Source organism: Dyella silvatica, from assembly GCF_026283955.1.
GTDB lineage: Bacteria > Pseudomonadota > Gammaproteobacteria > Xanthomonadales > Rhodanobacteraceae > Dyella_C > Dyella_C silvatica.
Window position 1 is genome coordinate 1 of record NZ_JAPDPE010000070.1, and the last position, 26,969, is coordinate 26,969.

Sequence of the window (26,969 nt, forward strand, 5' to 3'; positions counted from 1 at the left end):
GATCATCGAAAGTACGACCACCACGGTGTACTGCTACGACCGTCTCGGCCGTCGCTCCAGCAAACAGCTGACCGTGGCTGGAAACACCGCCACCACCCGCTACGGCTATACCGCCGGTAGCCGCCTCACCAGCCTTACCTATCCCAGCGGCGCCCAGGTCAGCTATACCCGCAACAGTAATGGTCAGATCACCGCCGTCAGCCTCACGCCGGCCGGTGGCGGCAGCGCCGTGTCGCTGGTCAGCAATGTCAGCTACCAGCCGTTCGGCCCGGTCAGCAGCTACACCCTGGGCAGCGGACAAACCATTACCCGCAGTTTCGATGCCAACGGCCAGCTCAGTGGCGTCACCAGCCCGGCACTCAACCTGCAATGGAGCCGCGATGCGGCCGGCAACATCAACACGCTGAGCGGCGCCAACAGCGAAAGCTACGCCTACGATCCGCTGCAACGCCTTACCGGCATCAATGACCCCACCGGCAAAGCGATCGAGGCCTATACCTACAGCAAGACCGGCGACCGTCTCAGCAAGACCGGCGGCCTCTTCGCCACCGGCACCTACGCCTACGCCAGCGGCACCCACCACCTGCTCAGCACCGGCGCGGCCGCGCGCACCTACGACGCGGCCGGCAACACCGTCACCAACCAGCTGGGTGCTGATCAGTACATCTATCGCTACAACGCCCGTAATCGCTTGGAGAGCGTCAACCGTGATGGTCAGGATGTGGCCAGCTATACCTACGATGCCAACGGGCAGCGCGTGCGTAAGACCGCGAGCTTCCCCAGCGCGATCGATATGCGCTTTGGGTATGACGAGGCATCGCGGCTGCTGACCGAGCAATCGGCCAGTGGCTCGCGCGATTACGTGTGGTTGGGTGAGTTGCCCATTGCAGCCATCGACAACACCGGTACCAGCAGCACGGTGAACTATGTTCATGCCGATGGATTAGGTACGCCGCGTGCGGTGACCAATGCCACCGGCACGACACTGTGGCAGTGGAGCTATGCGGGGAATGCGTTTGGGGAGCAACAACCAACGTCAGCCAGTGGTTATGCCTTCAATCTGCGCTTCCCGGGGCAGTACTTTGATGCGGAGTCAGGGATCAGCGACAACATCAACCGGGGTTATGACGCGGCTACCGGGCGGTATGTAGAGAGTGACCCGATTGGATTATCCGGTGGCGTCAGCACATATGCTGCGGTTGGTAATGGTCCGCTAAGTGGTGTCGATCCACTTGGGCTAGCTACAGATGTCTGGATTATGTACCACCCCATACCGCTAACCTTAGGTGCAAATCATGAGTTCATTGTGTTCAAAGACACAAATTCAACTCAGGGTTACGTACTTCGCGCAGGTCCTTCCGGTAGCTATCCTTCGGAATATGCACCATTCAATAGTTCGGCCACCGATCCGGCGACGAACAAAGATATGTATATTCAAGCCACATTTAGTACCTGGGAGAAATCACAAGAGTCGATGAGTCATGATAATCATAATCTATTAGGTTCAGATGTAATTTTGCCTGACGATATAAGTGTTGTGATAAAAGAGGCGCAAGATATTGCGTCAACTTTTAATAAGGCGCAAATTACTTACCGTGCGAAAACCACTAACTCAAATGCGTTTGCGAACGCTGCCTATTATGCGATCACTGGGCGACTTCCTTCTAATCAGGACTCAGCCCCAGGGCATGGAACAAGATTGCCAGTAAATTTGCTGCAGTGCCATTAAGGTGGCGCTCAAAGATTTTTGGGGAGTGCGATCGTGAAAAAGAATGGCAGTCAAGGGTTGGTGGCATTTTTCTTCCTTATTGGTATGTGCTCATGCCCGGCGGAGAGTGTCGATAGTTGCGGTCTCGATAAGTTTGTTACCGGCCACCTTAATGGTTTTTCCGCTGGGTATAGGGAAAAGAATTTTGCGCAAATGTATGATTCCTCTCTCAGACTCCCTGTGAATGAAGGCGAATTTATATATTTATTGAAGAGGGCGCACTTGAGTTTCGAAGTGCGCGCGGAAGGGGTGGGGGCCATTTGTCATTACGCACCCCAGCGAACGTTGATTAAGGACGAAAGTATTACGAAGGTATATGTCATAACGGACGTAGCCAAACTACGTCCGGGACGTGGTGTGTATTTTTCAGCCTTTGTGAATGATTTTGGTCAGGTCGTCTATGTGGAAAACAATTTCACGTATGAAGGCCCATGATAGAAAAGGTGAAGTGGCAAGTACTGGCAATACACGAGCATCAAGTAGGCAGGTTGGGTTGAGCGAAGTAGTACCCATCGTGACAAGTCGCTGCAAATCGTTTGGGTTCACTCACGTTCACCGCAACCCGTAGACTCACATCAACCCTGTTTTCGACGAATCAACTCGCACTCAAGGTTCACGACTATGCGTAGGTTGGCTATTGCTACTGCTTTGATGCTTTTCGGCTCGCACAGCTTTGCCACCGAACCTTTAACAGGTGCAGATCGTGCCAAGCAACTTGGTGGTCAGTATGCGGTTGGCAAAGAAGCTTGCAGTGTTCCAGCGGAGCAGCTTAAGGCCTTCAAACAGTTGGCTGACCAGGAGTTGCATGGTGATGCAGCACTCACCACGGCTTATAAGCAAAGCGTCAAGGACATCAGTGCTGCCATTCAACATGACGCTAAATGGCAAGCATCCACGAATAAGACTATGACGTGTGTACCGACGCGCCTGTACTTTGCTCAAGTCATGATGAAGTGGAAAAGCCAAACCGACGGAGCCGGCAAGTAGGTTGGGCTGAACGAAGTGATGCCCAACATGGCGAGTCGCCGCAGATCGTTGGGGTTCGCTTTGCTCACCGCCAACCTACGGCTCACGCCTTGAACACTTTGTTCGGCGTATCGAGTGGCTCACCACAGAAACCAGGTGTGCCGTTACCGGCACACCCGGGTTGCTCATCGCATCACTACATCCGTGCTGACGAATCAATTGACGATGGAGGCCTTGCAGGCTTTGTTAGTTGAACCGGGGCCGCCGAGATAGAAACTTGGCCCGTGGAATACGGGTTTGCGGCCAATCGTGCTGACGCCATCGGGCAGGCCGTTGGCGAATTCGTCGCCCAACATGCCGGCCAAGGCCAGGGTGTAGCACTTGGGATAGGTCAGCAGGAGTTGTGCCTTGTCCAGGTCGACGTCGGCGGTTTTCTCGTTTTTGTTCAAGTAGCGCATGGCGGTGATGTATGCCGCTTGCTTGTAGCCGAGGTCGGCGAATTTGCCGCTACCCATCGGTAGACTGGGGCCGCCATCGGGTGCGGCGATTTCGCCACCCGCATCGAAGGTGAGCGCGCTGCTGGCCTTGGCCAGGTCGCCTTCGTACAGGCTGGCGGGGTAGTAGCCGATCCAGTCGCCGTTGACCTTTAGCCACCAGTTGCCGGTTTTGTTTTTGCGGTGCCATGCCACCTTGATCACTCGCTGCGCGCCGCCGCTCTTGCTGTATTCGTCATTGGCAAAGGCGCTGCCGAATACCACCTTGGGCGAGGTCTGCACAAAGTCCTTGCACTCCAGGTTGTAGCAGCCGGTCTTGTTGTAGCCGTCCTGGGTGGAATAGATAAACGGGGTGGGCTTGGGGGTTTTCCATGCCAGCGGTTGTACTTGCCAGCCGACTTCGAGGGTTTGTGTCTCGTGCTTGCTGTTGTCGCCGGAGACCCAGATCTGCATCAGCGACATGCGGTAGTCGTCCATGGCCGGATCGACCGGCGGCTTCCACACGTTCAAGTCGGCGCCACCGCCATTCACATGCGCCGGGTTGGTGCGCACGACGACGTATTGATGGTCGCCGACCTTGGGTGTTTCCACCTGGGCGGCTTTTGCGCTTGCTAGCAATGGCTTGGCGCGTACGCCCTTCTTCAAAAAGCTTTTCAGGCTGGGATAGCTCGCCACGTCGCGAATATCCAACCGGGCAAACGGCACGGTGCCGCCACCGCAGGTTTCACTCAAACCTGCCGAACTTTCTTCGGCCTGGCTGATGCCGGGAATATCGTCATCGCCGGGCGGGGTATCCACGGCGCTGCCGCCGCGCAGGGCGGGCTGTTGTGCGGCGGGGATGCAGTCGAAAATCTGGCCGTCCATCTGGATGGTCTTGACCACGGTAAGACCGCTGTAGGCATTGTCGATGTACTTCGATATGCGCTCGAATTCGGCGCGGCTGATCTTGCTGCCGGCCTTGGTCAACTGCTCGTAGGTGATTTTCTGGGTGGCTGCCCTGAACTGTTGGAACTCGGGCGTGATCGAGGGAAACGCAGCGTCGGAGTACACCCAGCCCTTGGGAATGGCACTGGCCGAGCGCACCTGCAGCGCTACCGGCGGATTGGCAATCGGCGGCATCACGGCAGCAGGGTCAGGCTCGTGGCCTACCGTGCTGCCAGGGCTGGATGCGGCTGAGGCGATGCCTACGGTGCCGATCAGCAGCAAGCTTCCGATGGCGAGGTATAAGCGGTGGCGCGCGGGCGCCAGGGATGATTTCGTCATGTGAGTTAATCTCCGCTGCGTTTATGAAGGGAACGACTTATCGTTGCGCAGGGCTTAAGCGCCCACGCGGTGGTTATCCAGCATGAAAAACCGGGCCCCCTGACCCGTTCGAGCTTGTTCAACGGCAACGCGTGCTACGAGGGGGCGATGAGCAGGCTCATAGCTACAACGCGAAAGAAATCGCGACACCCTACCTGGGTGATCGGGCGGTGCCTCCAGGGTGCATTCGCCGAAGATGGATTTGGACGTCTATATATATGGCTGCCGTTGCCATCAAACCGATCTGGCGACCGCTGCATCGTCTCGACGCATGCCAGGGCCGGCCATGGATGCCGTGCCACGGTATGTGGGCGGCGCATACCTTGCATAGCGGCACGACCGCCGGGCCGTACCGTTGCGCATCCAAGCGGTGGCGCCGCTTGGCGACTCCGCGGGATAGAACGCACACCTGCCGCGCGGCATGCAAGCTAAACTGCGCGGCATGGCTCCCACTTCCCGTAAGCGCCAGAAGCGCACCGCCACCCCGCCGTCCACGCCGCACGTGAGACCAGCACCGACGCCTGCACCTGGCGCTGTGCCGGTTCCGGCCGACAGCTCGACCCGCGCCACCCGCGTACTGAGCTGGCTGTTGCAGAAGCTGCCGCCGCATATCCGCGAGAAGGCGCTGGACTATCTGGTGCTGACCCGCATGGACCGACCGATCGGTGCGCTGCTGTTGCTGTGGCCGACTTGGTGGGCGCTGTGGCTGGCCGCCGGTGATTTCCCGCCGCTGAAGCCGCTGATTATTTTTACCCTCGGCGTGTTCGCCATGCGCGCCGCCGGCTGCGCCATCAACGACTTTGCCGACCGCAAGCTCGACCCCCAGGTTGCCCGCACTGCCGGGCGGCCGATCGCCAGCGGGCGGGTCACGCCGCGTGAGGCGCTGCTGGTGTTCGCTGCTTTGCTGGTGTTCGCCTTCGTGCTGGTGCTGTTCACCAATGCGCTGACCATCAAGCTGTCATTTGCCGGCGCCGCGCTGGCGGCGATTTATCCTTTCACCAAGCGCTACACCCACATGCCGCAGGTGGTGCTGGGCGCGGCGTTTGGCTGGTCGATACCGATGGCGTTTGCCGCTGTGACCAACAGCGTGCCGCCGCTGGGCTGGCTGTTATTCATTGCCCATATCCTGTGGTCGGTGATTTACGACACCGAATACGCCATGGTCGATCGCGATGACGATCTCAAAGCGGGCGCCAAGTCGACGGCGATTTTGTTTGGCGATGCCGACCTGCCGATTCTCGGCATTCTGATGGCTACCTTCTTGCTGGCGATGCTGTTTGTCGGCCAGCGCGCCACGCTGGGCTGGCCATACTGGCTGGGCCTGTTCATCGCCGCGGGTTTGTTCGGGCGGCAGCTGTGGCAGATTCGTGCCCGCGCCCGCGATGCCTGCCTTATGGCCTTTCGTGATAACAACTGGCTCGGTATGGTGTTATGGATCGGTATCGCGCTGGCACTGGCCGTGCGCTGAGGAGAGTCACGTTTGCTGTTTTGGAATCGCTTATCGCTTCGCCACGGCCTGATCGCCGCAGGCACCGTTGTCGCCCTGCTCGCCGGTTGCACTCATCCATCGGTCAAGCCGGTGAGCCCCTCGACCACCACCACCACCGACACGCCGGTTACCTGGAATACCTTGCCGCCGACCAGCGACACCGAGGTGGTCGCGGGCTTCAAGGCGTGGCGCGCGGGCTGCGTCAAACTTCAGAACGATGCCGTCTGGGCAAAACCGTGCCAGGCGGCGGCCAAGCTGCCGTTGTCACCGGCGGCGGTGCGCGATTTCATGCAAAGCCAGCTGGACATTTATGCGCTGGGCACCGACGAAGGGCGCGAGGGCCTGATCACCGGCTACTACGAGCCGGTATATGTCGGCAGCCTGACGCGCACGGCCAAGGCAACAGTGCCGGTTTATGCGGTGCCTGACGATCTCATCGTAGTCGCGCTGGATGAGGTCTACCCCGAACTCAAGGGCAAGCGCCTGCGTGGACGGCTTAAGGGCCGTACGCTGGTTCCTTACGATGCGGCATCGACGATTGCCAGCAATGGCTCGAAGGCACCGGTGATTGCCTGGCTGACCAATCCGATGGATTTGCAGTTTCTGCAGATCCAGGGATCGGGCCGTGTGCAATTGCCCGGCGGCCGTCAATTGCGGCTGGCTTATGCCGACCAGAACGGGCGCCCTTACCGCGCCATCGGCAAATGGCTGGTGGAACAAGGTGAGCTGAAGTCGGCCGATGTCAGCATGCAAAGCATTCGCGCCTGGGCCACGGCGCATCCGGCGCGCATCGCCGACATGCTGGCGAGCAATCCCAGCTATGTGTTCTTCGAGCGCAAACCCGACAGCAACGATGGCCCCTCTGGTTCGCTCAACGTGCCGCTGACGGCGGGTTATAGCGTGGCGGTCGATCGTCGGGCGATTCCTTTGGGCAGCTTGGTGTGGATGTCGACTACGACGCCGGATGGCCTCAACCTGTCGCGCCCGGTGGCGGCGCAAGACACCGGTGGCGCGATCGCCGGCACCGTGCGCGCCGATCTGTTTCTGGGTACCGGCGATTCGGCCGGCGAGCTGGCCGGGCGTATGAAACAGGCTGGACGGCTGTGGCTGCTATGGCCCAGAGGCGTGGCCTTGCCCAGTGCCTCGGCGAAATAACCCGGCCGGGGCCGTGTTATGCCCTTTGGCCATCGCATATTCATGCGTGGCATAAGGCCGCATGGCAGGACAAGCTCTTAACATCATCGACGCCAACATCAGCGATAACTAATGCCAGCTGAATGTTTCGGCATTCGGATGTTCGTCGACGATACTCGGAGGATGGCAGAGATATGAGGAAGATCCCGTTCGTACTGGGTGTGTTGGCAACCTTGGCCGTGGCATCGCTGCAGGCCAAAGAGGTGACCCTGCTCAATGTGTCTTACGACCCCACCCGCGAGCTTTACCGCGACGTCAATCAAGCCTTCGCCGCACAATGGCAGACCCAGCATGGCGACAAGCTGACGGTGGAAATGTCCAACGGCGGCTCGGGCAAACAGGCACGCTCGGTGATCGATGGCTTGCCCGCCGATGTGGTGACGCTGGCCCTGGCTTATGACATCGACGTACTTGCCGATCGCAAATTGCTCGCCAGCGATTGGCAGCAACGCCTGCCCGAAAACGCCTCGCCCTATACCTCGACCATCGTGTTTCTGGTGCGCAAGGGCAACCCGAAAGGCATTCATGACTGGGCCGACTTGATCAAGCCGGGCCTGCAGGTGATTACCCCGAACCCGAAAACGTCGGGTGGTGCGCGCTGGAACTACCTGGCCGCCTGGGGCTATGCGCTGACACAGCCCGGCGGTGACGACAACAAGGCGCGCGCGTTTGTCAGCGCGCTCTATAAAAATGTCCCGGTGCTCGACACGGGTGCCCGTGGCAGCACCAATACCTTTGCCCAGCGCGGCATCGGCGATGTGCTGCTGGCGTGGGAGAACGAAGCGCTGCTGGTGCAAAAGCAGCTGGGCAAGGACAAGTTCGAGATCGTCACGCCGTCGGTCAGCATTCTTGCCGAACCACCGGTGGCCGTGGTCGACAGCAATGCCGACAAACACGGCACCCGTGCCGTGGCCGAGGCGTATTTGAAGTTTCTGTACACACCGGAAGGCCAGACCATCGCCGCAAAGAATTTTTATCGCCCGCGCTCGGCGGATATCGCGGCCAAGTTTCCAGGCCAGTTTCCGACGCTGAAGACCTTCACCGTCAACGAGGTGTTCGGCGATTGGCGCAAGGCACAAACGCGGTTTTTCAATGACGGCGGCGAGTTCGATCGCCTCAATCAAAGCCGCTAAGGTCGGTCGATGCAGCGTCGTCGTGTTTTACCTGGATTCGGCCTCAGCCTGGGATACGTGGTGACGTATCTCGGGCTGATCGTATTGCTACCGCTAGCGGCCCTGGCATGGAAGGCCTCCGGCGTAGGCCTGCATCAGTTGCTGCAACTGCTTAGCTCGCCACGCACCCTGGCCGCCTTGCGTCTGAGCTTCGGGGGCGCCCTGGTGGCTGCCGTATTCAATGCCGTGATCGGCTTGCTGGTGGCCTGGGTCATGACTCGCTATCGCTTTCCCGGTCGCCGCCTGCTCGATGCATTTATTGATCTACCGTTCGCCCTGCCCACGGCGGTGGCGGGTATCGCCTTGACCGCCATCTACGCGCCCAATGGCTGGCTCGGCCAATGGCTGGTGCCGCTGGGCATCCAGATCGCCTACACCCCACTGGGGGTGATGATGGCGATGGTCTTCGTCGGCTTTCCTTTTGTCGTGCGCACCTTGCAACCGGTACTCGAAGCGATGGACCGCGATGTCGAAGAGGCCGCCGCCAGCCTGGGCGCCACTCGGTTACAAACCTTTATGCGCGTGATCCTGCCGATGCTGATGCCAGCCTTGCTCACCGGTTTTGCGCTGGCCCTGGCACGTGCCGTGGGCGAGTACGGCTCGGTCATCTTTATCGCCGGCAATATCCCCATGCATTCAGAGATCGCACCGTTGCTGATCGTGGAAAAACTGGAACAAGTCGACTATGCAGGCGCCGCCGCGCTGGGCGTGGTCATGCTGTGCTTCTCATTTGTGCTGCTCATCGTCATCGCGCGACTGCAGCGCTGGAGCGGCCGCTGGGCGGAGCGTTCCGCATGAAGGCCACCCCTCGCGTATCCCGACCGGTCTCCTGGCCGCGACTACTGCTGCATATTTTGCTGATCCTCATCGTCGTCTGTTTTATGGGCGTGTTCTTGTTGCTGCCGCTGGCCACCGTCTTTGTCGAGGCGCTGCGCAGCGGCGTCCACGCCTTTATGCAAGCCATCGCCCAGCGCGAGGCCTTGTCCTCGATGCGACTGACCTTATTTGTCGCGGCGATCGCCGTACCGCTGAACCTGATCTTCGGCGTGGCGGCGGCCTGGGCGATGACCCGCTTTGAGTTTCGCGGCAAGGCCTTGCTCGGCACCTTTATCGATTTGCCGTTTTCGGTATCGCCGGTGATCTCAGGCCTGCTTTATGTGTTGCTGTTCGGTGCGCAAGGCTGGTTTGGCCCCTGGCTGGATCAGCATGGCGTGCGCATCATTTTCGCCGTGCCCAGCCTGGTGCTGGTGACCATCTTCATTACCCTGCCGTTTGTGGCACGCGAACTGATTCCGCTGATGCAGGCGCAAGGCAGCGATGAAGAAGAAGCCGCCCGCGTGCTGGGTGCCAGCGCCTGGCAGATGTTTTTTCGCGTGACCTTGCCGAATATCCGCTGGGCCCTGCTATACGGCGTGCTGTTGTGCAAGGCGCGGGCGATGGGCGAGTTCGGTGCGGTCTCGGTGGTCTCCGGGCATATTCGCGGGCTGACCACCACGATGCCGCGGGAAGTCGAAATGCGTTACAACGAATACGACTATGTCGGCGCCTTTGCGGTGGCCTCGCTGCTGGCCCTGCTGGCGCTGCTCACCCTAGCGGTAAAGACCTTGCTGGAATGGCGTTACGGCGATCAAATCGCTCAGCACACGCCCGCTGGACATTGAGAACGGATAGCCGATACCTATGACCTTGCTGCTGTCCCATCTCAGTCGCCACTTTACCGACGCTGCCGCGCTGGACGATGTCAGCCTGGCGATCGCACCCGGCGAATTTCTGGCCCTGCTCGGCTCGTCCGGCTCAGGCAAAACCACCTTGCTGCGCATTCTCGCCGGCCTTGATTACCCGCAGACCGGCAGCGTGACCTGGGGCGGGCATGACCTGCTCAATATGAATGCGCGCGAGCGCAAGGTCGGCCTGGTGTTTCAGCACTACGCGCTGTTTCGCCATTTAACCGTCACCGAAAACATCGCCTTTGGCTTGCGCGTGCGTCCGCGCCATGCACGGCCAGCGCGGGCGGAAATCAGCGCGCGGGTGGAAAAATTGCTCAAGCGCGTGCAATTGGAAGGCTATGGCAAACGCTTTCCGGCACAGCTATCGGGCGGTCAGCGCCAGCGCGTGGCCTTGGCCCGCGCACTGGCGGTGGAACCCGAACTGTTGCTGCTGGACGAACCCTTCGGCGCGCTGGATGCGCAAGTGCGTATCGCGTTACGTCGCTGGCTGCGCAACCTGCATGAAGAGCTCGGCCTCACCACCGTGTTCGTCACCCACGACCAGGAAGAAGCACTGGAGCTGGCCGACCGCGTCGCGGTAATGAATCGCGGCCGCATCGAACAAGTCGGCACCCCCGAAGCGATTTACCAGCAACCGGCCACACCCTTTGTCTGCGAGTTCATCGGCAAGGTGAATAAGTTCGAGCTGCGACGCGAGCAGGATCGGCTGATCTGTGGCGCACTCGAGCTGGGTGCCGACCCCTGGGCACGACGCTACGACCGCGCGGTGGCGTATATCCGTCCCGAACATCTCGCACTGTCCGCCAGCGGCTGGAAGGCGCACCTGCGGCATATCTATCTGGCCGGCAGCGTCGCCCACCTGGAGCTGGCGCTGGATGCCTCGGAACAAATCATCGAGGTCGACGTGCCCAGCGAAGATCTGCTGCAGATGAGCCTGCAACCGGGCGCCGAGCTTTATGTTGAAGCGCGCACGGCGACCGTGTTCCCGCTGCTCGATGCCCCCGGCGAGGCGAAGCCGGAAGATCGCCGCGTGCTGAAGCCTCATCAGCGGGCTTAGAGCAGTCCCAAGCTCGTCTCATTGCACTCCCTCCCCTTACAGGGGAGGGTTCAATCTAGCCACCGCCAGCTGAAGACCGATACACGCATGGGCGCGGGCATGGCAGTGACCCAGGTCATCGGCCACGGCCCTCAATCACTGATATGTCGCGATTGTCATACATTTATTTAGACGTCTAAATATTGACGACATCATGTCATCTAACCTGCGCTTAACTGTCACAGCGGCGACCTAGGCTAGCCAGCATTAGAGCCTGTGCCGAAATAAATGAAGACAAGGATGCCTTCTGCACAGCTGCCATTGGCTGTTATGTCGCCGCATCCCGACTGCTGTGCTGACGCAAGGCTCTGTGCTGTTATCTCGACCGGAGCCAGGGCCTTGCGTACCTCCCATTTATCTCGCGCCATCATGCTGGCGCTTTGTGTTTGTGCCGCACTGCCGGCTTACGCTCAAGACCAGCCTGCCCAGGATGCCGCGGGCAGCAAGGCAAAAAACCTTGACGGCCTGGTCGTTACCGCACGCTCAGGCGTCGATACCCGCACCAAGGCCGAAACCAGTTATTCAGTCACCACCATCGACGAAGATCGGCTGCGCATGCAGGCGCCGACCTCGGTCACCGAGGCGATGAAATCGGTGCCGGGTTTCTGGGTCGAAGCCTCCGGCGGCGAGGCCAGCGGCAATATCCGCGCACGCGGTATTCCGGTGGACGGCTATGGCTCGGTGACCTTGCTGGAAGACGGCGTGCCGGTGCAGCACGACCCCGCCCTGGGCTATCTCAACGCCGACCAGGCCTTTCGTCTGGATGAAACCATCGAACGCATCGAAGTGGTTCGCGGTGGTCCGTCGTCGGTGTTTTATTCCAACGCACCGGCGGGCGCGATCAATTTCATTCCACGCCAGGTCGGCGACACGGCCGAAGGCTTGTTCAAGTTCACTGTGGGCGACTACGGCCTGAACCGCGCCGACATGTGGTTTGGCACACCGCTGGGCAACGGCTGGAAGCTCGGCATGGGCGGCTTTTACCGCGTCGATAACGGCATTCGCGATCCGGGTTTTCATGCCGACGACGGCGGCCAGTTCCGCGTCAATCTGGCCAAGGATTTCGAACACGGCCGCTTCAGCGTCGACTACAAACATATGGATGACAAGGTGGCGCTTTACCTTGGTATCCCGATGCGCACCTACCCCGACGGCAAGATCAAGGCGGTGGCCGGCTTCGATGGCAACTACGGCACGCTGGCCGGGCCGGAAACCGAGCACGTGCTGATGAAGCAGGCCGACGGCAGCCTGTACAACTTCGACAATACCGATGGCACCCACGTCAAGCGCGATCAACTGACCTTGAAGGTCGATTTCGACCTGGGCGACGACTGGAAGCTGGCCGAGGCGGTGCGCTATAGCGACACACATACCCAGCGCAACGGCATGTTTCCCAACCAGCTGCAAAGCGGCAGCGCCTTTCTCGCCTCGGTCGCCAAGAGTATCCCGGCGGGCGCCGCCGGCCTGCAGCTTCGCTATACCGATAACCCGAGCAAAGTGTTTGACCTCGGCGGCCCCAATGACCCCGGCCAGAATGGAAATGGCTTGATGGTGATCGGCGGCCTGCGCGGCGTCACCATGCCGGTGAAAGAGATCGACAACGATACGCGGCTGCTACGCAAGTTCGAATGGGGCGGGCAGACCCACGACGTGACCCTGGGCTATAACTACGCCCGCTTCGATCAGGATTTCAGCCGCTACTCCTCGCTGGCTTTGCTCGATGTGCAAGACAACGCCAGGCTGCTCGACCTGGTCGCGGTCAATGCCGCGGGTCAGCCGGTCGGCAATCTCAGCGATCACGGTATCTATCGTTATGGCTACGAGTGGGAAAACGCCAGCGGCACCTCTACCAGTCACGCGTTTTATATCTCCGACGAATGGCAGGTCACCGACCAGCTGCGCATCGACGGCGGCGTGCGCTGGGAGCAGGTGAATACGCGTGGCAATACCGAGCTGAAACAGACATTGAATCTGGGTTCACCGGTCAGCTCACAAGTGCTGACCGGCACCGGCCAGTTCGTGCCGTTCGACCACACCTTCAGCAAGCTCGGCTGGACCTTGGGCGCGAACTGGCAGTTCACCCCGCGCTCCGGCCTGTTCGCGCGCTGGACGCCGACGTTCCGCCTGCCCAATCTCAGCAGCTACATCACCAGCCCCACCGCCACGCCGATCACCCAGACCATGAAGCTGGGCGAGATCGGCTACAAGTACACCGACCGTCAGTTCGACATCTATGCCACTGCGTTTTACACCAAGTACAACAACGTCGGCTTCAGCAACTACGTATTCAACTCGACCAACACCTCGTCCACACCGCAGACCGGCTATGCCAACACCAAGACCAAGGGTCTTGAGTTCGAGGGCACCTGGTTTGCGACCAGCTGGTTCGATGTGCAGGCCACCGCCACCTGGCAAGACCCGAAATACCAGGGCCTGAGCTATACCGACAACGTCAATAACGGACCGGTGCTGCGTAACTACGACAACAATCAACTGATCCGCGTACCCAAGGTGAGCTACCGCGTCGTCCCCGGGGTGAACCTGCTCGACGGAAAACTGCGCCTGCAACTGGCTTACGAACATGAAGGCATGCGCTACGTCGACACCGCCAACTCGGTGCGTTTGCCGGCTTATAACGTACTCAGCGCCAGCGCACGCTATGACCTTTCCAAACTGTGCTCGCTGTACTTTTATGCCGACAACATCACCAACTCGCTCGGCCTGACCGAAGGCAATCCACGCGCCGGTGAGCTGCTGAGCGGCGACGCCGGCAAGAACAGTTTTATCGCCCGGCCGATTCTCGGCCGCGCTTATCGCGCCGCCATCATGTATCGCTTTTAAGTGAACCGCAGAAGACCCATCACCATGAATCAGCGTCACTCGTATTGGCTGGCGAATGCACTCGCTGCCCTGGTGCTGTTGTTCGGCATGCTGACCAACACGCGCGCCGCCGAGGTGCCGCCGGATCGCCCCGCGGCGGACCTGGTGCTGCGCGGTGAGTTGAGCGGCAAAGATCACCAGACCTATCGCAACGTGCCGTTCGAGGTGCCCGCCGGTACCACGCGGATCACCGTGCAATTCGATTACAGCGGCCACGATCAGCACACCACTATCGACCTCGGCCTGCTCGGACCCGACGGCAGCAAGCTCAAGGGTTTCAATAGCCAGGACGGTTTTCGCGGCTGGAGCGGCGGCAGCAAGCAGCTATTTACCGTCGGCGTCAGCGATGCCACGCCCTCGTATCTGCCCGGGCCGATTCGCCCGGGACGCTGGAGCCTGCTGCTGGGCATACCCAATATCCGCAAGGACAACCATGCCAGCTACACGGCGAAGATCTGGTTTGGCCATGCGAACGACCCGGCGTGGGAGCCGGCGGTACTGAACCCACCGCTGCGCAAGGAAGCCGGCTGGTATCGCGGCGACCTGCATATGCACAGCGCGCACAGCGACGGTACTTGCAACAGCCAAAGCGGCCAGCGGGTGCCCTGCCCGCTGTTTCTCACCGTGCTCGGCGCGGTGCAGCGCGGCCTCGATTTCATCGCGGTCACTGAGCACAACACCACCTCGCAAGCGAATGCCTTGCGCGAACTGCAACCGTATTTCGACCGCTTGTTGCTAATCCCTGGACGCGAGGTCACCAGCTTCACCGGCCACGCCAATTTGTTCGGCACTACCGCCCCGGTCGACTTTCGCGTGGGCAGCCCCAGCGTGCCGGACTGGAACAGCTTGTTGCGCGCCGTCGCGCCGCTGCACGGGCTGATCTCGATCAATCACGCGATTCGCCCCGGCGGCGAACTCTGCCTGGGCTGCGCCTGGGTCGCCGATCCACCGGTGGACATGGCGCTGGTGCAGGCGATCGAGATCGTCAACGGCCTCGACGCCGGCACGCCGTTCTCCGCCGTGCCGTTCTGGGAGCAGCAATTGGCCAAGGGTTACCGGCTCACCGGCATCGGTGGCAGCGACAGCCACAACGCCTTCCAGGCCGACCTGAAAACCGGCGCCCTGGCCAGCAACCTGCCCACCACCGTGGTCTATGCCAGCGAACTGTCGATGCCAGCGATACTCGATGGCATCCGCGCCGGACATGTATTTATCGATGTCGAAGGCAGCAAGGACCGCTTACTGGAACTCAGCGCGCGGCACGATCAGCAACAAGCCAGCATGGGCGATAGCCTGGCTGTGGGTACGGGCGGCAATGTCTCGTTCGAAAGCCATGTCAGCCATGCCGTCGGTGCGACCCTGGTCGTACTGCTCGACGGCAAACCGCTGGCCTCGATGCATGACACCGTGATCAAAGATATCGACCAGCACATTCGCTTTGACTGGCCCGCCGATGGCCAGGCGCATTGGCTGCGTGTCGAGGTGCGCAATGCCTCCGGCAAGCCGTTGTTGATCGGCAATCCGATTTATCTGACGGCGCCGGGTTTAGCGCACTGAGTGCTATGGAGCTGGTGGCGCCGCGGGCGGTGTGATGGGTGCTTGATTCCGGCTTACGGAGAGGGGCGCCGGCTTGCGACAAGCGTGCATGCCCACTGGCCAGACCACAGGACGGAGCTGCCGCAGGAGGTGAAACACCGTGCGCTCGCGCCCCCAGATCACGACGCAGCTATCGTGCGAGCCACCGCAATCGTCCACCGCGCTAAAAGCCCATGGCGCATGCGACCATTCATGGCTTTCGCTGGGCTTGCCCTCAGCATCCAGCGGCAACCACACAGCCATGGGCTGTTCTCCGCTAGAGTCCGATAGCATTCAAGCCAGAGGCTTCGCCAGGCTTATGTCAGCCGCCGCGCCGCCGCCCCATGGAGCGACTCATCAATGGAAACATTATCGGCATGCCTGTGAAAGACGCTTCCACCGAGCACCCGGCGACACCTGACCGTAGCTCCTTTTTTGCCGGTTTCATCCGCGCCATCGGCCATACCCTGGGCGTATTGCTGGCCTGTGCGGCGGGCTTGCTGGCGTCGTCTATTTTCGGGATGAACGATGCCATCGCCATGATCTTGTTTGCCTGGCTCTTCCCGTTTTTATTGATGGGTATCGCCGTCCTCACCCGCTTGTCGCTGCAAAAACGCGGACGTCATCGCGAGACGCGCGGGTTTGTCGTCACCACCAGTGTTATCGCCATGGCACTGATCTTGGCGGCCACGCTGTTTTCTTGGCTTTTGTTTGCCATTGGCCAGGGCTTGAAAGGCGCGGCCGGATGATCGAGCGTGTTCTTTTATGCACGACCCGGCGCGCGGTATCGCCTAATGCGCTGCCGCGGCAATCTGCAAGCGCAGAATCCGCCGCAGCTCCAGAATGGCCGCGGGGTTTTCTTGCACGCTATGCCATGACGGAATAGCCAGCTCGGAATCGGCGCCGGCAAGGTGTGCGCTGCGATACGGCACCACGCCATCGCTGGAGGACGACAACGGCCCACCGTTCGATTTATACACACCGACAATGGTGTGATAGCGCACCGCCGGGGAAATCGGCAGATCGGCGGCGGCCATGACGAAGGGGTCGGTATCGTTCAAATTATCGATGCTGTTCGGCACACGGATCGGGCCGCCGTTGGCGGTGTCGTCCTTGAGCAAGTCGGCGAAGCTGGCGATTTCCTTCAATACGTTGGCAGGCAGGCGGATCAGGTTACCGATCCAGCGCGCCAGGCGTTGCTGCGCAAACGGGGTGCCGCGATGCGGTGAAGCGAGGAAAACGGTGCGGGTGACCTGGGGCATCGGCGTGAATTGCAAATAAGGCGCCAGCCGCTCACGCAGGCGGGCCTGTTTCTCGGCCGACAAATGCGCACGCGCCGGCACCACGCCCCACAGTTTGTCGCCGCTGGAAGACACCAGCAGCCGGGCAATCACGCCGCCCATGCTGTGCCCGACCAAGACCACGTTGTTCGACGCCCGCGCCTGCCCGCTGGGATCGAAGTGCTGAAATGTCGCATTGAGTGCCTTGCGAATGCCGGCCAGATTCACGGCAATCGGCGCGTTGGTCGGGTAGTAAACCTCCCATACCTGATAGTTACGCCGCAGCTGTTCATCGCCCATCACTTCGTTCGATACATTGATCCAGGCCTCGGGGCTGCTGGCCAGGCCATGCAGCATGATTACCGTAAGGCGGTTGGGATCATACGGCTGCATCAGCAAGATCCGCGGTGTCTTCAGCCCACCCTCGCGGCCGAACAATGAGCGAATCGACTGGGTGGCGAAGCCGGAGCGGGCCAGAAAAACGCCATAGGCGGCGGTAAAGTTCGCCGCCAGCGGAACGCTGTGGCCGCCGACGGTAATGGTCTCGTCGCGATACGGATTCCTGACCAGCAGCTGGACCTGCTTGGATTCCAGCACGTCGGCAAGCGTCGCGCCGTCAAAGCCCAGTGCGCCAGTCACCGACTCGCACTCCGGGTCGCGCCATGGCAGCTCTTCCGCCGATGGCGGGTTTGGCGTGACGGCAACGAACTCCGAGCCAAATCCATCGCGTCGATACACATTGCGCAAACCGTTAAAGCGCAATGACGTGGAGGGGATGAGCTCGGCGGGGATACGCGCATGGTCGGCCAGCTTAGCATCGGTCTGCGGGCGCAGCATGGTCCAGCCGGCCAGCGAGGTCTGTGACCATTGCGGGTCCAGCTTGGGCAGCTCGCTGAAAAAGCGAACCACCGTGCGCTGCACCGACAGGTTGTAGAAGCCAATCACCTGCTCCTGGCGAAATTCGAAGATGCGCTCGGCGGGCTGCCGCTTGGTATAGAAAAGATAGGCGTAGGCATAGCGCGCCGATGTCAGGAAGGCATCGAAGGTTTGATCGTCCATCGACGCCTTGCCGTCGTCGTGATCGCTCTTGATCGCCTTGCCCAGCCATAGCTCGGACAGGGCGGAAAGGCGCTGCTCATCATCGAGACCCGGCGAATGGGCGACGGTTTCCGTGCATTCGGCGAAGGCCTTGGCGCAGCTGTCGGCGGTGAGGGCAACGACGTTGAGCGACTGGATGGTCCAGTCGCTCAGCTTGCCGGTGGCCATCACATCGTTGCGGCGCTCAGTGACGTACTCATGCGACTTGATGTGGCTGACATCCACCATCGCGCAGGCTTGCAGGCATAGCAGCATCGCCAGTACGACATATCGCGTTACCCAGGCTGGCAGTCCCTGTTTCATGCGGCGATACATCCACTCACGGCGACTAAGTCGCGATTGTAGCCATGCGGGGTGTGCAAACGGAGTATCAAGCCGCCAGCCGCGAGTCGCCGCCCAGATAGCCGGTGCCGGCTCAAGGGCGCCAGGGCTGGACTGTTGCCATCGCTTCTTTCATGGTGCTCGCCAGCGATGGCGGCAGCCGTCGTCACGGGGCTTTCGCTGCCCTGGGCAGGGCAGATGCGGCAAAGTATTACGCTACCGGGGAGACGGCGGTTACCGTGAGCAGCTTTCGCCGTATCGACCTGGCCGTGCCAGCACAACATGGAAGGCTGCTTCTTATGCCTCGATTTCTTATGTCTCGATACCTCATGGAAACGACATGACCAATAAGTACCGCTCAATCGGCAGGGCCCTCGTCATCGGGCTGATGGCGCTGATCACCTTTGTTTCCGGGGCGTGGGGCACGCTGGCGCTGTGGTATCAATTGCCCGGCGGCAGCGTCACCCGAACTGCCGGCAGCGTGGTCTGGGTCGTCGCGGTTATCGCGCTGGTCGTGTTCGCCGTCGCCCGGCGCAGCTGGCTACCGCTGGCGGTCTACGTCGTGGCCTATGCCGCCTTGCTGTGCTGGTGGGTTTCGATTGCGCCGTCGAATCAGCGGATCTGGTCAGACGATGTCGCCCGCCTGCTGCATGGCAGCGTGGCAGGCAGCGAAGTCACGCTAAGCAACGTGCGCAACTTCAACTGGCGCAAAGAGGACGACTACGATGTGCGCTGGGAAACCCGCCACTACGATCTCGACCGGCTGGCGTCCGCCGATGCGGTGCTTTCTTACTGGGGTAGCCCGGCGATTGCCCACGCCATGATCTCGTTCGGCTTCGATGACGACAGCCATGTGGTCTTCTCGGTGGAAATCCGCAAGAAGCGCAACGAGCAGTTTTCCGAGATTGGCGGTTTCTTCAAGCAGTTCGAGACGATTCTGATCGCCGCCGATGAAAGCGACATCATCCGGGTGCGCACCAATGTTCGTGGCGAGGACGACTATCTTTACCCGCTGCGCATGGACAAGCCGACCATGCGCGCGCTGTTTCTCTCGTATGTGCATGCCGCCAACACGCTGGTCGACAAGCCGGCGTTCTATAACACCATCACCTCGAACTGCACGACCATCGTCTATCGCATGGCCAAGCAGATCAGCCCGGGGCTGCCGCGCGATATCCGCCTACTGCTGACCGGCTATCTGCCGGGCTATTTGCAAGAAGTCGGCGCGCTGGACAACCGTGTTTCCGTCGAGGAGCTACGCCGGCGCGGACGGATCACTGACCGGGCCAGAAACGCAGCCCCGGGCGAGGATTTTTCCAAGGCGATCCGGGCCGGCATGAACTGATCGCGGCGGGCTATTGTCGCTGCCTGCCGCCTTGACCTGGGCGTAAGCCTGGGTCAGTGCTTCTTGAGCGAGGCGAGTTCTTCCCTGAGCGCCTTTTGCAGACCTCCTACGTCGTCAATGCGCCACACGCCCCCGACCTTGGCCAATTCCAGTTCGACCGGTTCGCTGGCCTTGCCGAAATTGGTGAACTTCACCACCGCCGAAGCACGCGTGTCGCTCAGATGATCGAAGTGGATGCTCTGCACCTTGATGTCGTAGTCCTGGCAGTTGCACAGCGGGTCCGCATCGAGGACGCCCATTTCACCATCCAAAGCCACTTGCTCTTGATGAAGCAAATCACGCAATGCCGGGGTAGCGATGCTCTCCAGCAGCGGCGGCTCCTGGTTTATCTGATAGGTGGCATAGACCCGTCGTAAAAACGCCTCGGCGGACGCATCCGTTTTTACCGGATCGGCGGCAAAAGCCATATGGCAAAGCATGCTGCCGGCCACGAAAACCGATACGGCGAAAATCTTAAATTGCTGCGACTTCATCAGACATCACTCCATTGATAAGTTGGTTGCACGTTCAATCACGGCGCTTCGATGACGATACGCGTAGCGGCGCTACGCGATTATTCCTTTGCGCCTGCCTGGATCAGCAGCTGGACCAGCGCCGCGTCTTTGCCGCTCTTGGCCATCGATAAAGGCGTATCGCCCTGGTAAGCCACCGCGTTTACGTCAGCCTGGTTCTTGATCAACAGCGCCGCCGTATCACGGTGTTCGCCCAAAATCGCGCTCATGAGTGGCGTATAGCCATCACCATTGACGTCCTCTTTGTCCGCGCCGGCCTTGAGCAGGGCCTCGACAATCTCGTTACGGCCAAGCAAGGCCGCCTGGGTCAGAAACGTCGGCGCCGCGCGGCTGTCTTCATGCCTGCGCAAATTGATGTGCTGCTGGAGCAGCTGATTGACCGTTTCGAGCTGATTCTTCTCGATCGCCTGCATCATGCTTTTATAGCTGGCCGGCAGCGGCTTGGCCGGTAGCGCGATAGCGCTAGTGCCGATAACAAGTGACAGGGCCAATAAGGGCAGCAACCAGCGTTTCATTAAATCACCGAGCTTGAAATGACGAACAGGGTCGGTAACACCATGCGAATCCATCGCATGACCTGCGCGACCGGGTTATCAGCGCGGCATGGCCTTGCGCTAGCGGTAATGATAGCGAGACTTCGAGTATAAAAATCTGCCTTGCATCAGGCATTCACCCCTTTACGACGCACCCAGGTTTTATCCCTGATGAAAGACGCCCCCATGATGGACCGCCGAGCAAGTGACCGCAGCAGGGGCTTCGAGGGCGTGCTGGCTGCGGTCGGCCTGGTTCTCATACCGCTCTTGATTTACCCGCTCTTTTTGGATTTTCTGCGCGTGCCGTTGCAGCAGCCGCGCAGCACATTCGACGAGATCCTGGTAGGGCTTCAACTTCCGCTACTGATTGCGCTTTTCCCCATCATCGGATGGGTGTTTCGCAAATACGGGCGTATCCAAGCCTGCAACGGTTTTATCATTAGCATGTGCGTGCTTTTCGGCTTGGTTTTATTGGGCTGGCTTATCCCGTCCGGTTACCGAGCATGACGATGGCGCCGATAATCTGGCGCCCGCGCTTGCACTGAAATTAATGCCGCGGCGCACGTGCCAGCACCCATACATCCACTCGCCCGGCGCCGGCCCGCTTCAGCACCCGCACGCATTCGGCCAGCGTGGCGCCGGTGGTCATAACGTCATCGAGCACGACGATATGCGCCGGCAGCGGCAGGCCTTGGCGCACGGCAAACGCATTGCGCACAGTGCGTCGGCGCGCACGGGCATCGAGCTCGGTTTGCGCGTCGGTGGCACGCTGACGTTGCAGTACGTCGTGGCGCAGGGGAATGTTCCACGCCCGCGCCAAGGGTTTCGCCAGCTCTAAGGCCTGGTTGTAGCCGCGCTGGCGCAAGCGCTTGCGATGCAGCGGCACCGGCACGATTAACTGCGGTTGCGCCAGGGGCCTGGGCTGACCTTGCCACATGGTTGAAAGGCAGCGACCGGCGGCCAGGTCCGCGCTGAACTTAAAGCGTGATTCCAGGCGATCCAGCGGCCACAGATAACGAAACGGTGCCCAGGCCGCATCCCACGGCGGCGTACGCCGCAAGCATTCACCGCAAAGCGCGGCAGGCAGTGGCAACGGCAAGGCGCAACGCGCGCAACAACGGTGATTGCGCGGCAGCTCAGCGGCACAACCGGCACAAAGATCCATGCCTTCGCCGCCTGCCGCCCCACACAGCAGACAGCGCCATGGCAACAGCATGCGTTGCAGCTGCTGCCATCCCCGGATGAGCGCTTCCATGCGCGACATGCGGTCAACCGCCCGGCTTGTACACCGCCGCGTCGTAGATCGACCACAGGTGGACAAGCCAACCCAGCCAGATAATCCACAGCGCGCCAGCGAGCACGAACATCAAGGCGGCCTTGAGCAAACGGCCTTGCACCAGCTGACCAAGGCCCGGAATAAAGAAGCTGCAAATAGCAGCCAACACGTTGCCCGAGCTGCCCTGTCCTGTCGTCATACCGATGGCTCCTTAGAAGTAGGCGGTGATGGTAGCGAGGCTGGGCTTAATACTGCATCGTCAACCAGACGCTTGCGTACTGAGTTGACAGTCTGGATAGCCCTGCCACACTGTCGCGCTTCATGTATCGGAGTAGTGATTCCATGGTCGCAGCAGCTATTCGCCACGACTGGACGCGCGAGGAGATTTCCGCGCTGTTCGCCTTGCCATTCAACGAGTTGCTGCATCGGGCGCACACCGTGCACCGCGAGCATCACGATCCGAATGCGATCCAGATCTCGACCCTGCTCTCGATCAAGACCGGCGGCTGTCCGGAAGATTGCGCCTACTGCCCGCAGGCAGCCCGCTACGACACGGGTGTGCAAGCGCAAAAGCTGATGAGTGTGGACGCCGTGCTGGAACGCGCCCAGGCGGCGAAAGACGCTGGCGCCAGCCGCTTTTGCATGGGCGCGGCATGGCGCAGTCCGAAGGATCGCGATGTCGCCAAGGTGGCTGAAATCGTCTCGGCGGTGAAGGCGCTCGGCATGGAAACCTGCGCCACGCTCGGCATGCTGAGCGGCGAACAGGCCGATACCTTGAAGTCCGCTGGCCTGGATTTCTACAACCACAATCTGGATACCGCGCCGGAGTTTTACGGCGAGATCATTCATACCCGTCAGTTCCAGGACCGGCTCGACACCCTGGCGCATGTGCGCGAGGCGGGCCTGAAAACCTGCTGCGGCGGCATCGTCGGCATGGGCGAAACGCGCGACCAGCGCGCCGGGCTGCTGCAAGCCCTGGTCAACCTGCCGGAACATCCGCAATCGGTACCGATCAACCAGCTGGTGCAAGTGCAAGGCACGCCGCTTAACGGCACCCAGGCGCTGGACCCGTTCGAGTTCGTACGCACGATTGCCGTCGCCCGGCTGCTGATGCCGGCCTCGGTGGTGCGCCTGACCGCCGGCCGCGAGCAAATGGACGACGCCGTGCAGGCGCTGTGCTTCTTTGCCGGCGCCAACTCGATTTTCTACGGCGAAAAGTTGCTGGTCACCAAGAATCCCGATGTGGAGCACGACCGCAGCCTGCTGGCCCGGCTAGACATGTATCCGCTGGAGATCGTCGAGCAATCCAATACGGTACATGCCGACATTCTCGAATCCCGCGTTGCCTGAAGCATTCGCAGAAGCCCCACCCTGTCGCCGGCACAGCGGCCATGCCACGGCGCACAGGGTGCGCTGCTACCGAAGAACGGATCGATGTCATCACGCCCCAGTCTTCTTTCACGTTTAGCCGCCCAAACGGCTGAACGTGAGCAAGCGAACCTGCGCCGGCGCCTGCGCACCATCGAGCACGCCGACGGCCCCTGGCTGGAGCTCGACGGCAAGCAGCTGCTGTCGTTTTGCAGCAACGACTATCTCGGCCTGGCCCAGCACCCGCAGTTGATCGCCGCCCTCAAGCGGGTCGTCGATGATGAAGGCGTCGGCAGTACGTCGGCGCATTTGATCTGCGGCCATCGCGCCGAACACGCCGCCCTGGAAGAAACCCTGGCCGAATGGACCGGACGCGAACGCGCCTTGCTGTTCTCCACCGGCTACATGGCCAACCTCGGGGTGCTGCAAGCGTTGTTGGGCGCCGACGATATCTGCGTACAAGACAAGCTCAATCATGCCTGCCTGCTCGACGGCGCCAAGCTGAGCGGCGCTGAGTTAAAGCGCTATCCGCATGGCGATATCGGCGCCGCCGCACGCCAGCTCGGCACGCGTCCGCATGCCGCCGCCCTGCTCGCCACCGACGGCGTATTCAGCATGGATGGCGATATCGCGCCGCTGCGCGAACTGGCCACGCTGTGTTCGCGCGAAGGCGCCAGCTTGATGGTCGACGATGCGCATGGCATCGGCGTGCTTGGCGATGAGGGCGCCGGCAGCGTGTTGGCCGCCGGCCTCGGCCAACACGAGGTACCCGTACTGATGGCCACGCTGGGCAAGGCGCTCGGCTGCCATGGCGCCTTTGTCGCCGGCTCGGCCAGCTTGATCGATGGCCTGCTGCAGTCGGCGCGGCCCTATATCTATACGACGGCGATGCCGCCGGCGCTGGCCGCTGCCGCATCGGCGGCGGTGCGACTGGCGCGCGCGGAAAACTGGCGGCGCGAACGGCTGGCCGCGCTGATCAAGCGCTTCCAGCAGGGCGCGGCTCAGCTAGGGCTTGCCCTGATGCCCTCCGCCACCGCCATTCAGCCGCTGCTGTTCGGTGATGCCGATGCCGCGCTGGCCGCGGCGAAGGCGCTGGAACAGCAGGGCTTTTTGGTCAGCGCGATACGCCCGCCCACGGTGCCGAAGGGGCAGGCGCGCCTGCGTATCACGCTATCGGCCGCTCACGAAGACGAGCATCTGGATCAGCTGCTGGAGGCGCTCGGCAAACTGCCGCAGGGCAGCGCTGCGGGGCCCCACGTATAATCGCCGATTAGCCGCATACGCCCCCCTCATGTCGATCGTCAATCTCTCCGCCTACCGCTTTGTCAGCCTGGATGACCTCCCGGCGCTGCGCGAACGCCTGTTGCAGCGCTGCCATGACCTGGCGCTGAAAGGCACGATTTTGCTTGCGCCTGAAGGCATCAACCTGTTTCTGGCCGGCCCGCGCGAGCCGATCGACCGCTTTATGGCGTGGCTGCGCGAGGATTCCCGTTTCGCCGACCTGACCCCGAAAGAATCGATATCCGAGGCGATTCCGTTTGGCCGCATGCGCGTGCGGCTTAAGAAGGAAATCATCACCATGTGCATGCCGACCATTCGCCCGGAAGGCGCACGCGCCCCTGCCGTGACCCCGGCCACCTTGCATCGCTGGCTGCAACAAGGCCGCGACGACGATGGCCGCGAACTGGTGCTGCTGGATACCCGCAACGATTACGAAACCAACGTCGGCGCCTTCGTCGATGCCGTGGATTACCGTATCAGCAGTTTCACCGCGTTCCCTGAGGCGATTGCCGCCGACCGCCAGCGCTATGAGAACAAGACCGTGGTGTCTTATTGCACCGGTGGCATCCGTTGCGAAAAAGCCGCACTACATATGCAAGACCTCGGCATCGAGCATGTCTATCAGCTGGAGGGCGGCATCCTGAAATACTTCGAGGAAACCGACGGCGCCCACTGGCGCGGCGACTGCTTTGTCTTCGACGAGCGCGGCGCCGTGGATAAGCAGCTGTCGCCTTCGCCGTTGTCGGACGAGCCATTCATTGACGATGCCGCAAGCTCGTCGAAGAAGCATGACGAGAAGCAGGCATGAGCCTGCATATCGAGACGCACGGCAAAGGCCCGGTGCCGCTGGTGCTGATTCATGGCTGGGCCATGCACGGCGGCGTGATGGAGCCCCTGGTCAAGGCATTGAGCGAACGCTGCACGTTGTATGTGGTCGACTTGCCAGGCCATGGCTATTCGCGCGCCAGCGCCCTGCCGCTGGAGCCGCATGCCTGCGCTGCCGCCATCGCCGCCGCGACCCCGCCGGCGATCTGGCTGGGCTGGTCGATGGGTGGCTTGATCGCACTGACCGCCGCACTGGAGTTTCCGCGCCAGGCACGCGCGCTGGGCATGTTATGCGCCACGCCCAAATTCGTGCGCGATGCGGGCTGGCCGCATGGCAGCAACGACGTGCTGGTGCATCAACTCGCCACCGACCTCGAAACCGATTACCACGCCACCCTGGAACGCTTTTTTACCCTGGAGGCGATGGGCAGCCCGGATCCGCGCGCCGAACTGCGCCATCTGCGGGCGCTGGCTTTCGCCCGTGGCGAACCTGATTTGCGGGTGTTGCAGGAAGGCATCCGGATTCTCGAAAACAGCGACCGCCGCGCGGCGCTGCCAGACCTTACCGTGCCCAGCATCTGGGTCGCCGGGCATCGCGACCGGCTCGTGCCGCCGCCAGCGATGGAGTGGTCGGCCAGCCAGTGTGGTGGGCACTACCTCAGTATCGAGCACGCCGGCCATGCGCCTTTCTTTGGTTATGCCGATACCGTCGCGCAGTCGTTCGCACCCTTGCTGGATGCCTTTCGATGAGTGCGGTTTGATGAGTGTGATGTCATGAGCGATTTCCACATCGACCGCCGCCAGGTGCGGCATAATTTTGGCCGCGCCGCCGGCAGCTACGAACAGCACGACGCCTTGCAGCGTGAAGTACAAGGGCTGTTGCTTGAGCGTTTGGATTTTTATCTACCCGTGCCGGAACGGGTGATCGACGTAGGCGCCGGCACCGGCCGTGGCAGCGCCCTGCTAAAAAAACGCTACGCCAAGGCACAGGTCATTGCTGTCGATCTCGCCCTGCCGATGCTGCGCACCGCCAAGCAGCACATGAGCTGGCTCAAGCCCTTTGCCCGCGTCTGTGCGGAAGCCACCTCGCTGCCATTTCCCGATCACAGCGTCGATGTGCTGCACTCCAATCTCTGCTTTCAGTGGGTCGACGACCTGGCTGCGCTGTTCGGCGAATGCGCGCGCGTGCTCAAGCCCGGCGGCATGCTTACCTTCTCTACCTTTGGCCCGGACACCCTGAAGGAATTGCGCGCCGCCTGGGCACAGGCCGACCAGCAGCCTCATGTCAGCCGCTTTCTGGATATGCATGACCTCGGCGACGCGATGATTGCCGCGGGCTTGCGCGACCCGGTGCTGGATGTCGACCGCTACACCATGACTTACAGCGAACCGCGCATGCTGCTGAAA

Annotated in this window: 25 protein-coding genes; 19 read left to right on the forward strand and 6 right to left on the reverse strand. The window is 61.2% G+C overall.

Annotated elements, in window-relative coordinates; genetic code table 11:
* The 3 genes from OUZ52_RS14230 to OUZ52_RS14240 all read left to right on the forward strand — a co-directional run.
* Positions 1 to 1,729: RHS repeat domain-containing protein (locus OUZ52_RS14230; protein WP_323135350.1), on the forward strand; the 1,729-nt coding region annotated here is incomplete at its 5' end.
* 33 nt (positions 1,730 to 1,762) lie between these two features.
* The gene (locus OUZ52_RS14235) at positions 1,763 to 2,203 is read left to right on the forward strand and encodes a hypothetical protein (RefSeq protein WP_266159095.1); all 441 of its coding nucleotides are present in this window, start codon (positions 1,763 to 1,765) and stop codon (positions 2,201 to 2,203) included.
* 186 nt (positions 2,204 to 2,389) lie between these two features.
* Entirely contained in the window at positions 2,390 to 2,755 is a 366-nt protein-coding gene (locus OUZ52_RS14240; protein WP_266159098.1) for a hypothetical protein, read from the forward strand.
* 194 nt (positions 2,756 to 2,949) lie between these two features.
* Here OUZ52_RS14240 and OUZ52_RS14245 read toward each other — a convergent pair whose 3' ends face one another.
* Positions 2,950 to 4,491, reverse strand: coding sequence for a neprosin family prolyl endopeptidase (locus OUZ52_RS14245; protein ID WP_266159101.1), 1,542 nt, complete (start codon positions 4,489 to 4,491; stop codon positions 2,950 to 2,952).
* Between the two features lie 460 nt (positions 4,492 to 4,951).
* Here OUZ52_RS14245 and ubiA point away from each other — a divergent pair, with 460 nt between their 5' ends.
* The 9 genes from ubiA (at position 4,952) to OUZ52_RS14290 (ending at position 16,412) form a co-directional block, all read left to right on the forward strand.
* Positions 4,952 to 5,998, forward strand: a complete 1,047-nt coding sequence (gene ubiA / locus OUZ52_RS14250; RefSeq protein ID WP_266159104.1) for a 4-hydroxybenzoate octaprenyltransferase — start codon at positions 4,952 to 4,954, stop codon at positions 5,996 to 5,998.
* 15 nt (positions 5,999 to 6,013) lie between these two features.
* The gene (gene mltA / locus OUZ52_RS14255) at positions 6,014 to 7,174 is read left to right on the forward strand and encodes a murein transglycosylase A (protein WP_425493852.1); all 1,161 of its coding nucleotides are present in this window, start codon (positions 6,014 to 6,016) and stop codon (positions 7,172 to 7,174) included.
* Positions 7,175 to 7,347: 173 nt separating this feature from the next.
* Positions 7,348 to 8,346: a sulfate ABC transporter substrate-binding protein gene (locus tag OUZ52_RS14260; RefSeq protein ID WP_266159109.1), complete on the forward strand. Its 999-nt coding sequence runs from the start codon at positions 7,348 to 7,350 to the stop codon at positions 8,344 to 8,346.
* A gap of 9 nt (positions 8,347 to 8,355) precedes the next feature.
* Positions 8,356 to 9,183 (forward strand): sulfate ABC transporter permease subunit CysT, encoded by an 828-nt coding sequence (gene cysT, locus OUZ52_RS14265; RefSeq protein ID WP_266159110.1) that lies wholly within the window; start codon positions 8,356 to 8,358, stop codon positions 9,181 to 9,183.
* On the forward strand, positions 9,180 to 10,046 hold the full coding sequence (gene cysW / locus OUZ52_RS14270) for a sulfate ABC transporter permease subunit CysW (RefSeq protein ID WP_266159111.1): 867 nt from the start codon (positions 9,180 to 9,182) through the stop codon (positions 10,044 to 10,046). Before cysT ends, cysW begins: the two co-directional genes overlap by 4 nt.
* Before the next feature lie 19 nt (positions 10,047 to 10,065).
* Complete coding sequence (locus OUZ52_RS14275; protein ID WP_266159112.1) at positions 10,066 to 11,169, forward strand: sulfate/molybdate ABC transporter ATP-binding protein; 1,104 nt, start codon at positions 10,066 to 10,068, stop codon at positions 11,167 to 11,169.
* Positions 11,170 to 11,547: 378 nt separating this feature from the next.
* Positions 11,548 to 14,049: a TonB-dependent receptor gene (locus OUZ52_RS14280; RefSeq protein ID WP_266159113.1), complete on the forward strand. Its 2,502-nt coding sequence runs from the start codon at positions 11,548 to 11,550 to the stop codon at positions 14,047 to 14,049.
* Between the two features lie 24 nt (positions 14,050 to 14,073).
* Positions 14,074 to 15,645, forward strand: coding sequence for a CehA/McbA family metallohydrolase (locus tag OUZ52_RS14285; RefSeq protein WP_266159115.1), 1,572 nt, complete (start codon positions 14,074 to 14,076; stop codon positions 15,643 to 15,645).
* Between the two features lie 395 nt (positions 15,646 to 16,040).
* A complete protein-coding gene (locus OUZ52_RS14290) occupies positions 16,041 to 16,412 on the forward strand; it encodes a hypothetical protein (RefSeq protein WP_266159116.1) in 372 nt (123 codons plus the stop codon).
* 42 nt (positions 16,413 to 16,454) lie between these two features.
* Here OUZ52_RS14290 and OUZ52_RS14295 read toward each other — a convergent pair whose 3' ends face one another.
* Positions 16,455 to 18,344 carry an esterase/lipase family protein gene (locus OUZ52_RS14295; RefSeq protein ID WP_266159117.1) on the reverse strand — a complete coding sequence of 630 codons (1,890 nt, stop codon included), beginning with the start codon at positions 18,342 to 18,344 and terminating at the stop codon, positions 16,455 to 16,457.
* Between the two features lie 406 nt (positions 18,345 to 18,750).
* Here OUZ52_RS14295 and OUZ52_RS14300 point away from each other — a divergent pair, with 406 nt between their 5' ends.
* On the forward strand, positions 18,751 to 19,707 hold the full coding sequence (locus tag OUZ52_RS14300; RefSeq protein ID WP_425493853.1) for an Lnb N-terminal periplasmic domain-containing protein: 957 nt from the start codon (positions 18,751 to 18,753) through the stop codon (positions 19,705 to 19,707).
* A 53-nt stretch (positions 19,708 to 19,760) separates the two neighbouring features.
* On the opposite strand, the gene OUZ52_RS14305 is transcribed toward OUZ52_RS14300, so the two are convergent.
* Together OUZ52_RS14305 and OUZ52_RS14310 are read right to left on the reverse strand one after the other, a co-directional pair.
* Positions 19,761 to 20,240 (reverse strand): DUF3828 domain-containing protein, encoded by a 480-nt coding sequence (locus tag OUZ52_RS14305; RefSeq protein WP_266159119.1) that lies wholly within the window; start codon positions 20,238 to 20,240, stop codon positions 19,761 to 19,763.
* An 80-nt stretch (positions 20,241 to 20,320) separates the two neighbouring features.
* A complete protein-coding gene (locus OUZ52_RS14310) occupies positions 20,321 to 20,848 on the reverse strand; it encodes an ankyrin repeat domain-containing protein (protein ID WP_266159120.1) in 528 nt (175 codons plus the stop codon).
* Between the two features lie 135 nt (positions 20,849 to 20,983).
* Between OUZ52_RS14310 and OUZ52_RS14315 the strand changes: the two genes are divergently transcribed.
* Positions 20,984 to 21,319, forward strand: a complete 336-nt coding sequence (locus OUZ52_RS14315; RefSeq protein ID WP_266159122.1) for a hypothetical protein — start codon at positions 20,984 to 20,986, stop codon at positions 21,317 to 21,319.
* Between the two features lie 40 nt (positions 21,320 to 21,359).
* Here OUZ52_RS14315 and OUZ52_RS14320 read toward each other — a convergent pair whose 3' ends face one another.
* Entirely contained in the window at positions 21,360 to 22,067 is a 708-nt protein-coding gene (locus OUZ52_RS14320) for a ComF family protein (RefSeq protein WP_266159123.1), read from the reverse strand.
* A gap of 13 nt (positions 22,068 to 22,080) precedes the next feature.
* Entirely contained in the window at positions 22,081 to 22,287 is a 207-nt protein-coding gene (locus OUZ52_RS14325) for a hypothetical protein (protein ID WP_266159125.1), read from the reverse strand.
* Positions 22,288 to 22,430: 143 nt separating this feature from the next.
* Between OUZ52_RS14325 and bioB the strand changes: the two genes are divergently transcribed.
* The 5 genes from bioB to OUZ52_RS14350 all read left to right on the forward strand — a co-directional run.
* Positions 22,431 to 23,438: a biotin synthase BioB gene (bioB, locus tag OUZ52_RS14330; RefSeq protein WP_266159126.1), complete on the forward strand. Its 1,008-nt coding sequence runs from the start codon at positions 22,431 to 22,433 to the stop codon at positions 23,436 to 23,438.
* Between the two features lie 84 nt (positions 23,439 to 23,522).
* Entirely contained in the window at positions 23,523 to 24,719 is a 1,197-nt protein-coding gene (gene bioF, locus OUZ52_RS14335; RefSeq protein WP_266159127.1) for an 8-amino-7-oxononanoate synthase, read from the forward strand.
* Between the two features lie 28 nt (positions 24,720 to 24,747).
* Positions 24,748 to 25,545: a sulfurtransferase gene (locus OUZ52_RS14340; RefSeq protein WP_266159128.1), complete on the forward strand. Its 798-nt coding sequence runs from the start codon at positions 24,748 to 24,750 to the stop codon at positions 25,543 to 25,545.
* Positions 25,542 to 26,312, forward strand: coding sequence for a pimeloyl-ACP methyl ester esterase BioH (gene bioH / locus OUZ52_RS14345; protein ID WP_266159129.1), 771 nt, complete (start codon positions 25,542 to 25,544; stop codon positions 26,310 to 26,312). The genes OUZ52_RS14340 and bioH overlap by 4 nt, the downstream gene beginning before the upstream one ends.
* A 24-nt stretch (positions 26,313 to 26,336) precedes the next feature.
* Positions 26,337 to 26,969: methyltransferase domain-containing protein (locus tag OUZ52_RS14350; RefSeq protein WP_266159130.1), on the forward strand; the 633-nt coding region annotated here is incomplete at its 3' end.

Excerpts from the sequence above, each read along its gene's own strand:
- OUZ52_RS14240 (WP_266159098.1), top strand. The coding sequence starts at position 2,390 with ATGCGTAGGTTGGCTATTGCTACTGCTTTGATGCTTTTCGGCTCGCAC.
- OUZ52_RS14245 (WP_266159101.1), bottom strand. The coding sequence starts at position 4,491 with ATGACGAAATCATCCCTGGCGCCCGCGCGCCACCGCTTATACCTCGCC.
- ubiA (WP_266159104.1), top strand. The coding sequence starts at position 4,952 with ATGCAAGCTAAACTGCGCGGCATGGCTCCCACTTCCCGTAAGCGCCAG.
- OUZ52_RS14260 (WP_266159109.1), top strand. The coding sequence starts at position 7,348 with ATGAGGAAGATCCCGTTCGTACTGGGTGTGTTGGCAACCTTGGCCGTG.
- cysT (WP_266159110.1), top strand. The coding sequence starts at position 8,356 with ATGCAGCGTCGTCGTGTTTTACCTGGATTCGGCCTCAGCCTGGGATAC.
- cysW (WP_266159111.1), top strand. The coding sequence starts at position 9,180 with ATGAAGGCCACCCCTCGCGTATCCCGACCGGTCTCCTGGCCGCGACTA.
- OUZ52_RS14275 (WP_266159112.1), top strand. The coding sequence starts at position 10,066 with ATGACCTTGCTGCTGTCCCATCTCAGTCGCCACTTTACCGACGCTGCC.
- OUZ52_RS14285 (WP_266159115.1), top strand. The coding sequence starts at position 14,074 with ATGAATCAGCGTCACTCGTATTGGCTGGCGAATGCACTCGCTGCCCTG.
- OUZ52_RS14290 (WP_266159116.1), top strand. The coding sequence starts at position 16,041 with ATGCCTGTGAAAGACGCTTCCACCGAGCACCCGGCGACACCTGACCGT.
- OUZ52_RS14295 (WP_266159117.1), bottom strand. The coding sequence starts at position 18,344 with ATGAAACAGGGACTGCCAGCCTGGGTAACGCGATATGTCGTACTGGCG.
- OUZ52_RS14300 (WP_425493853.1), top strand. The coding sequence starts at position 18,751 with ATGGCGCTGATCACCTTTGTTTCCGGGGCGTGGGGCACGCTGGCGCTG.
- OUZ52_RS14305 (WP_266159119.1), bottom strand. The coding sequence starts at position 20,240 with ATGAAGTCGCAGCAATTTAAGATTTTCGCCGTATCGGTTTTCGTGGCC.
- OUZ52_RS14310 (WP_266159120.1), bottom strand. The coding sequence starts at position 20,848 with ATGGATTCGCATGGTGTTACCGACCCTGTTCGTCATTTCAAGCTCGGT.
- OUZ52_RS14315 (WP_266159122.1), top strand. The coding sequence starts at position 20,984 with ATGAAAGACGCCCCCATGATGGACCGCCGAGCAAGTGACCGCAGCAGG.
- OUZ52_RS14320 (WP_266159123.1), bottom strand. The coding sequence starts at position 22,067 with ATGGAAGCGCTCATCCGGGGATGGCAGCAGCTGCAACGCATGCTGTTG.
- OUZ52_RS14325 (WP_266159125.1), bottom strand. The coding sequence starts at position 22,287 with ATGACGACAGGACAGGGCAGCTCGGGCAACGTGTTGGCTGCTATTTGC.
- bioB (WP_266159126.1), top strand. The coding sequence starts at position 22,431 with ATGGTCGCAGCAGCTATTCGCCACGACTGGACGCGCGAGGAGATTTCC.
- bioF (WP_266159127.1), top strand. The coding sequence starts at position 23,523 with ATGTCATCACGCCCCAGTCTTCTTTCACGTTTAGCCGCCCAAACGGCT.
- OUZ52_RS14340 (WP_266159128.1), top strand. The coding sequence starts at position 24,748 with ATGTCGATCGTCAATCTCTCCGCCTACCGCTTTGTCAGCCTGGATGAC.
- bioH (WP_266159129.1), top strand. The coding sequence starts at position 25,542 with ATGAGCCTGCATATCGAGACGCACGGCAAAGGCCCGGTGCCGCTGGTG.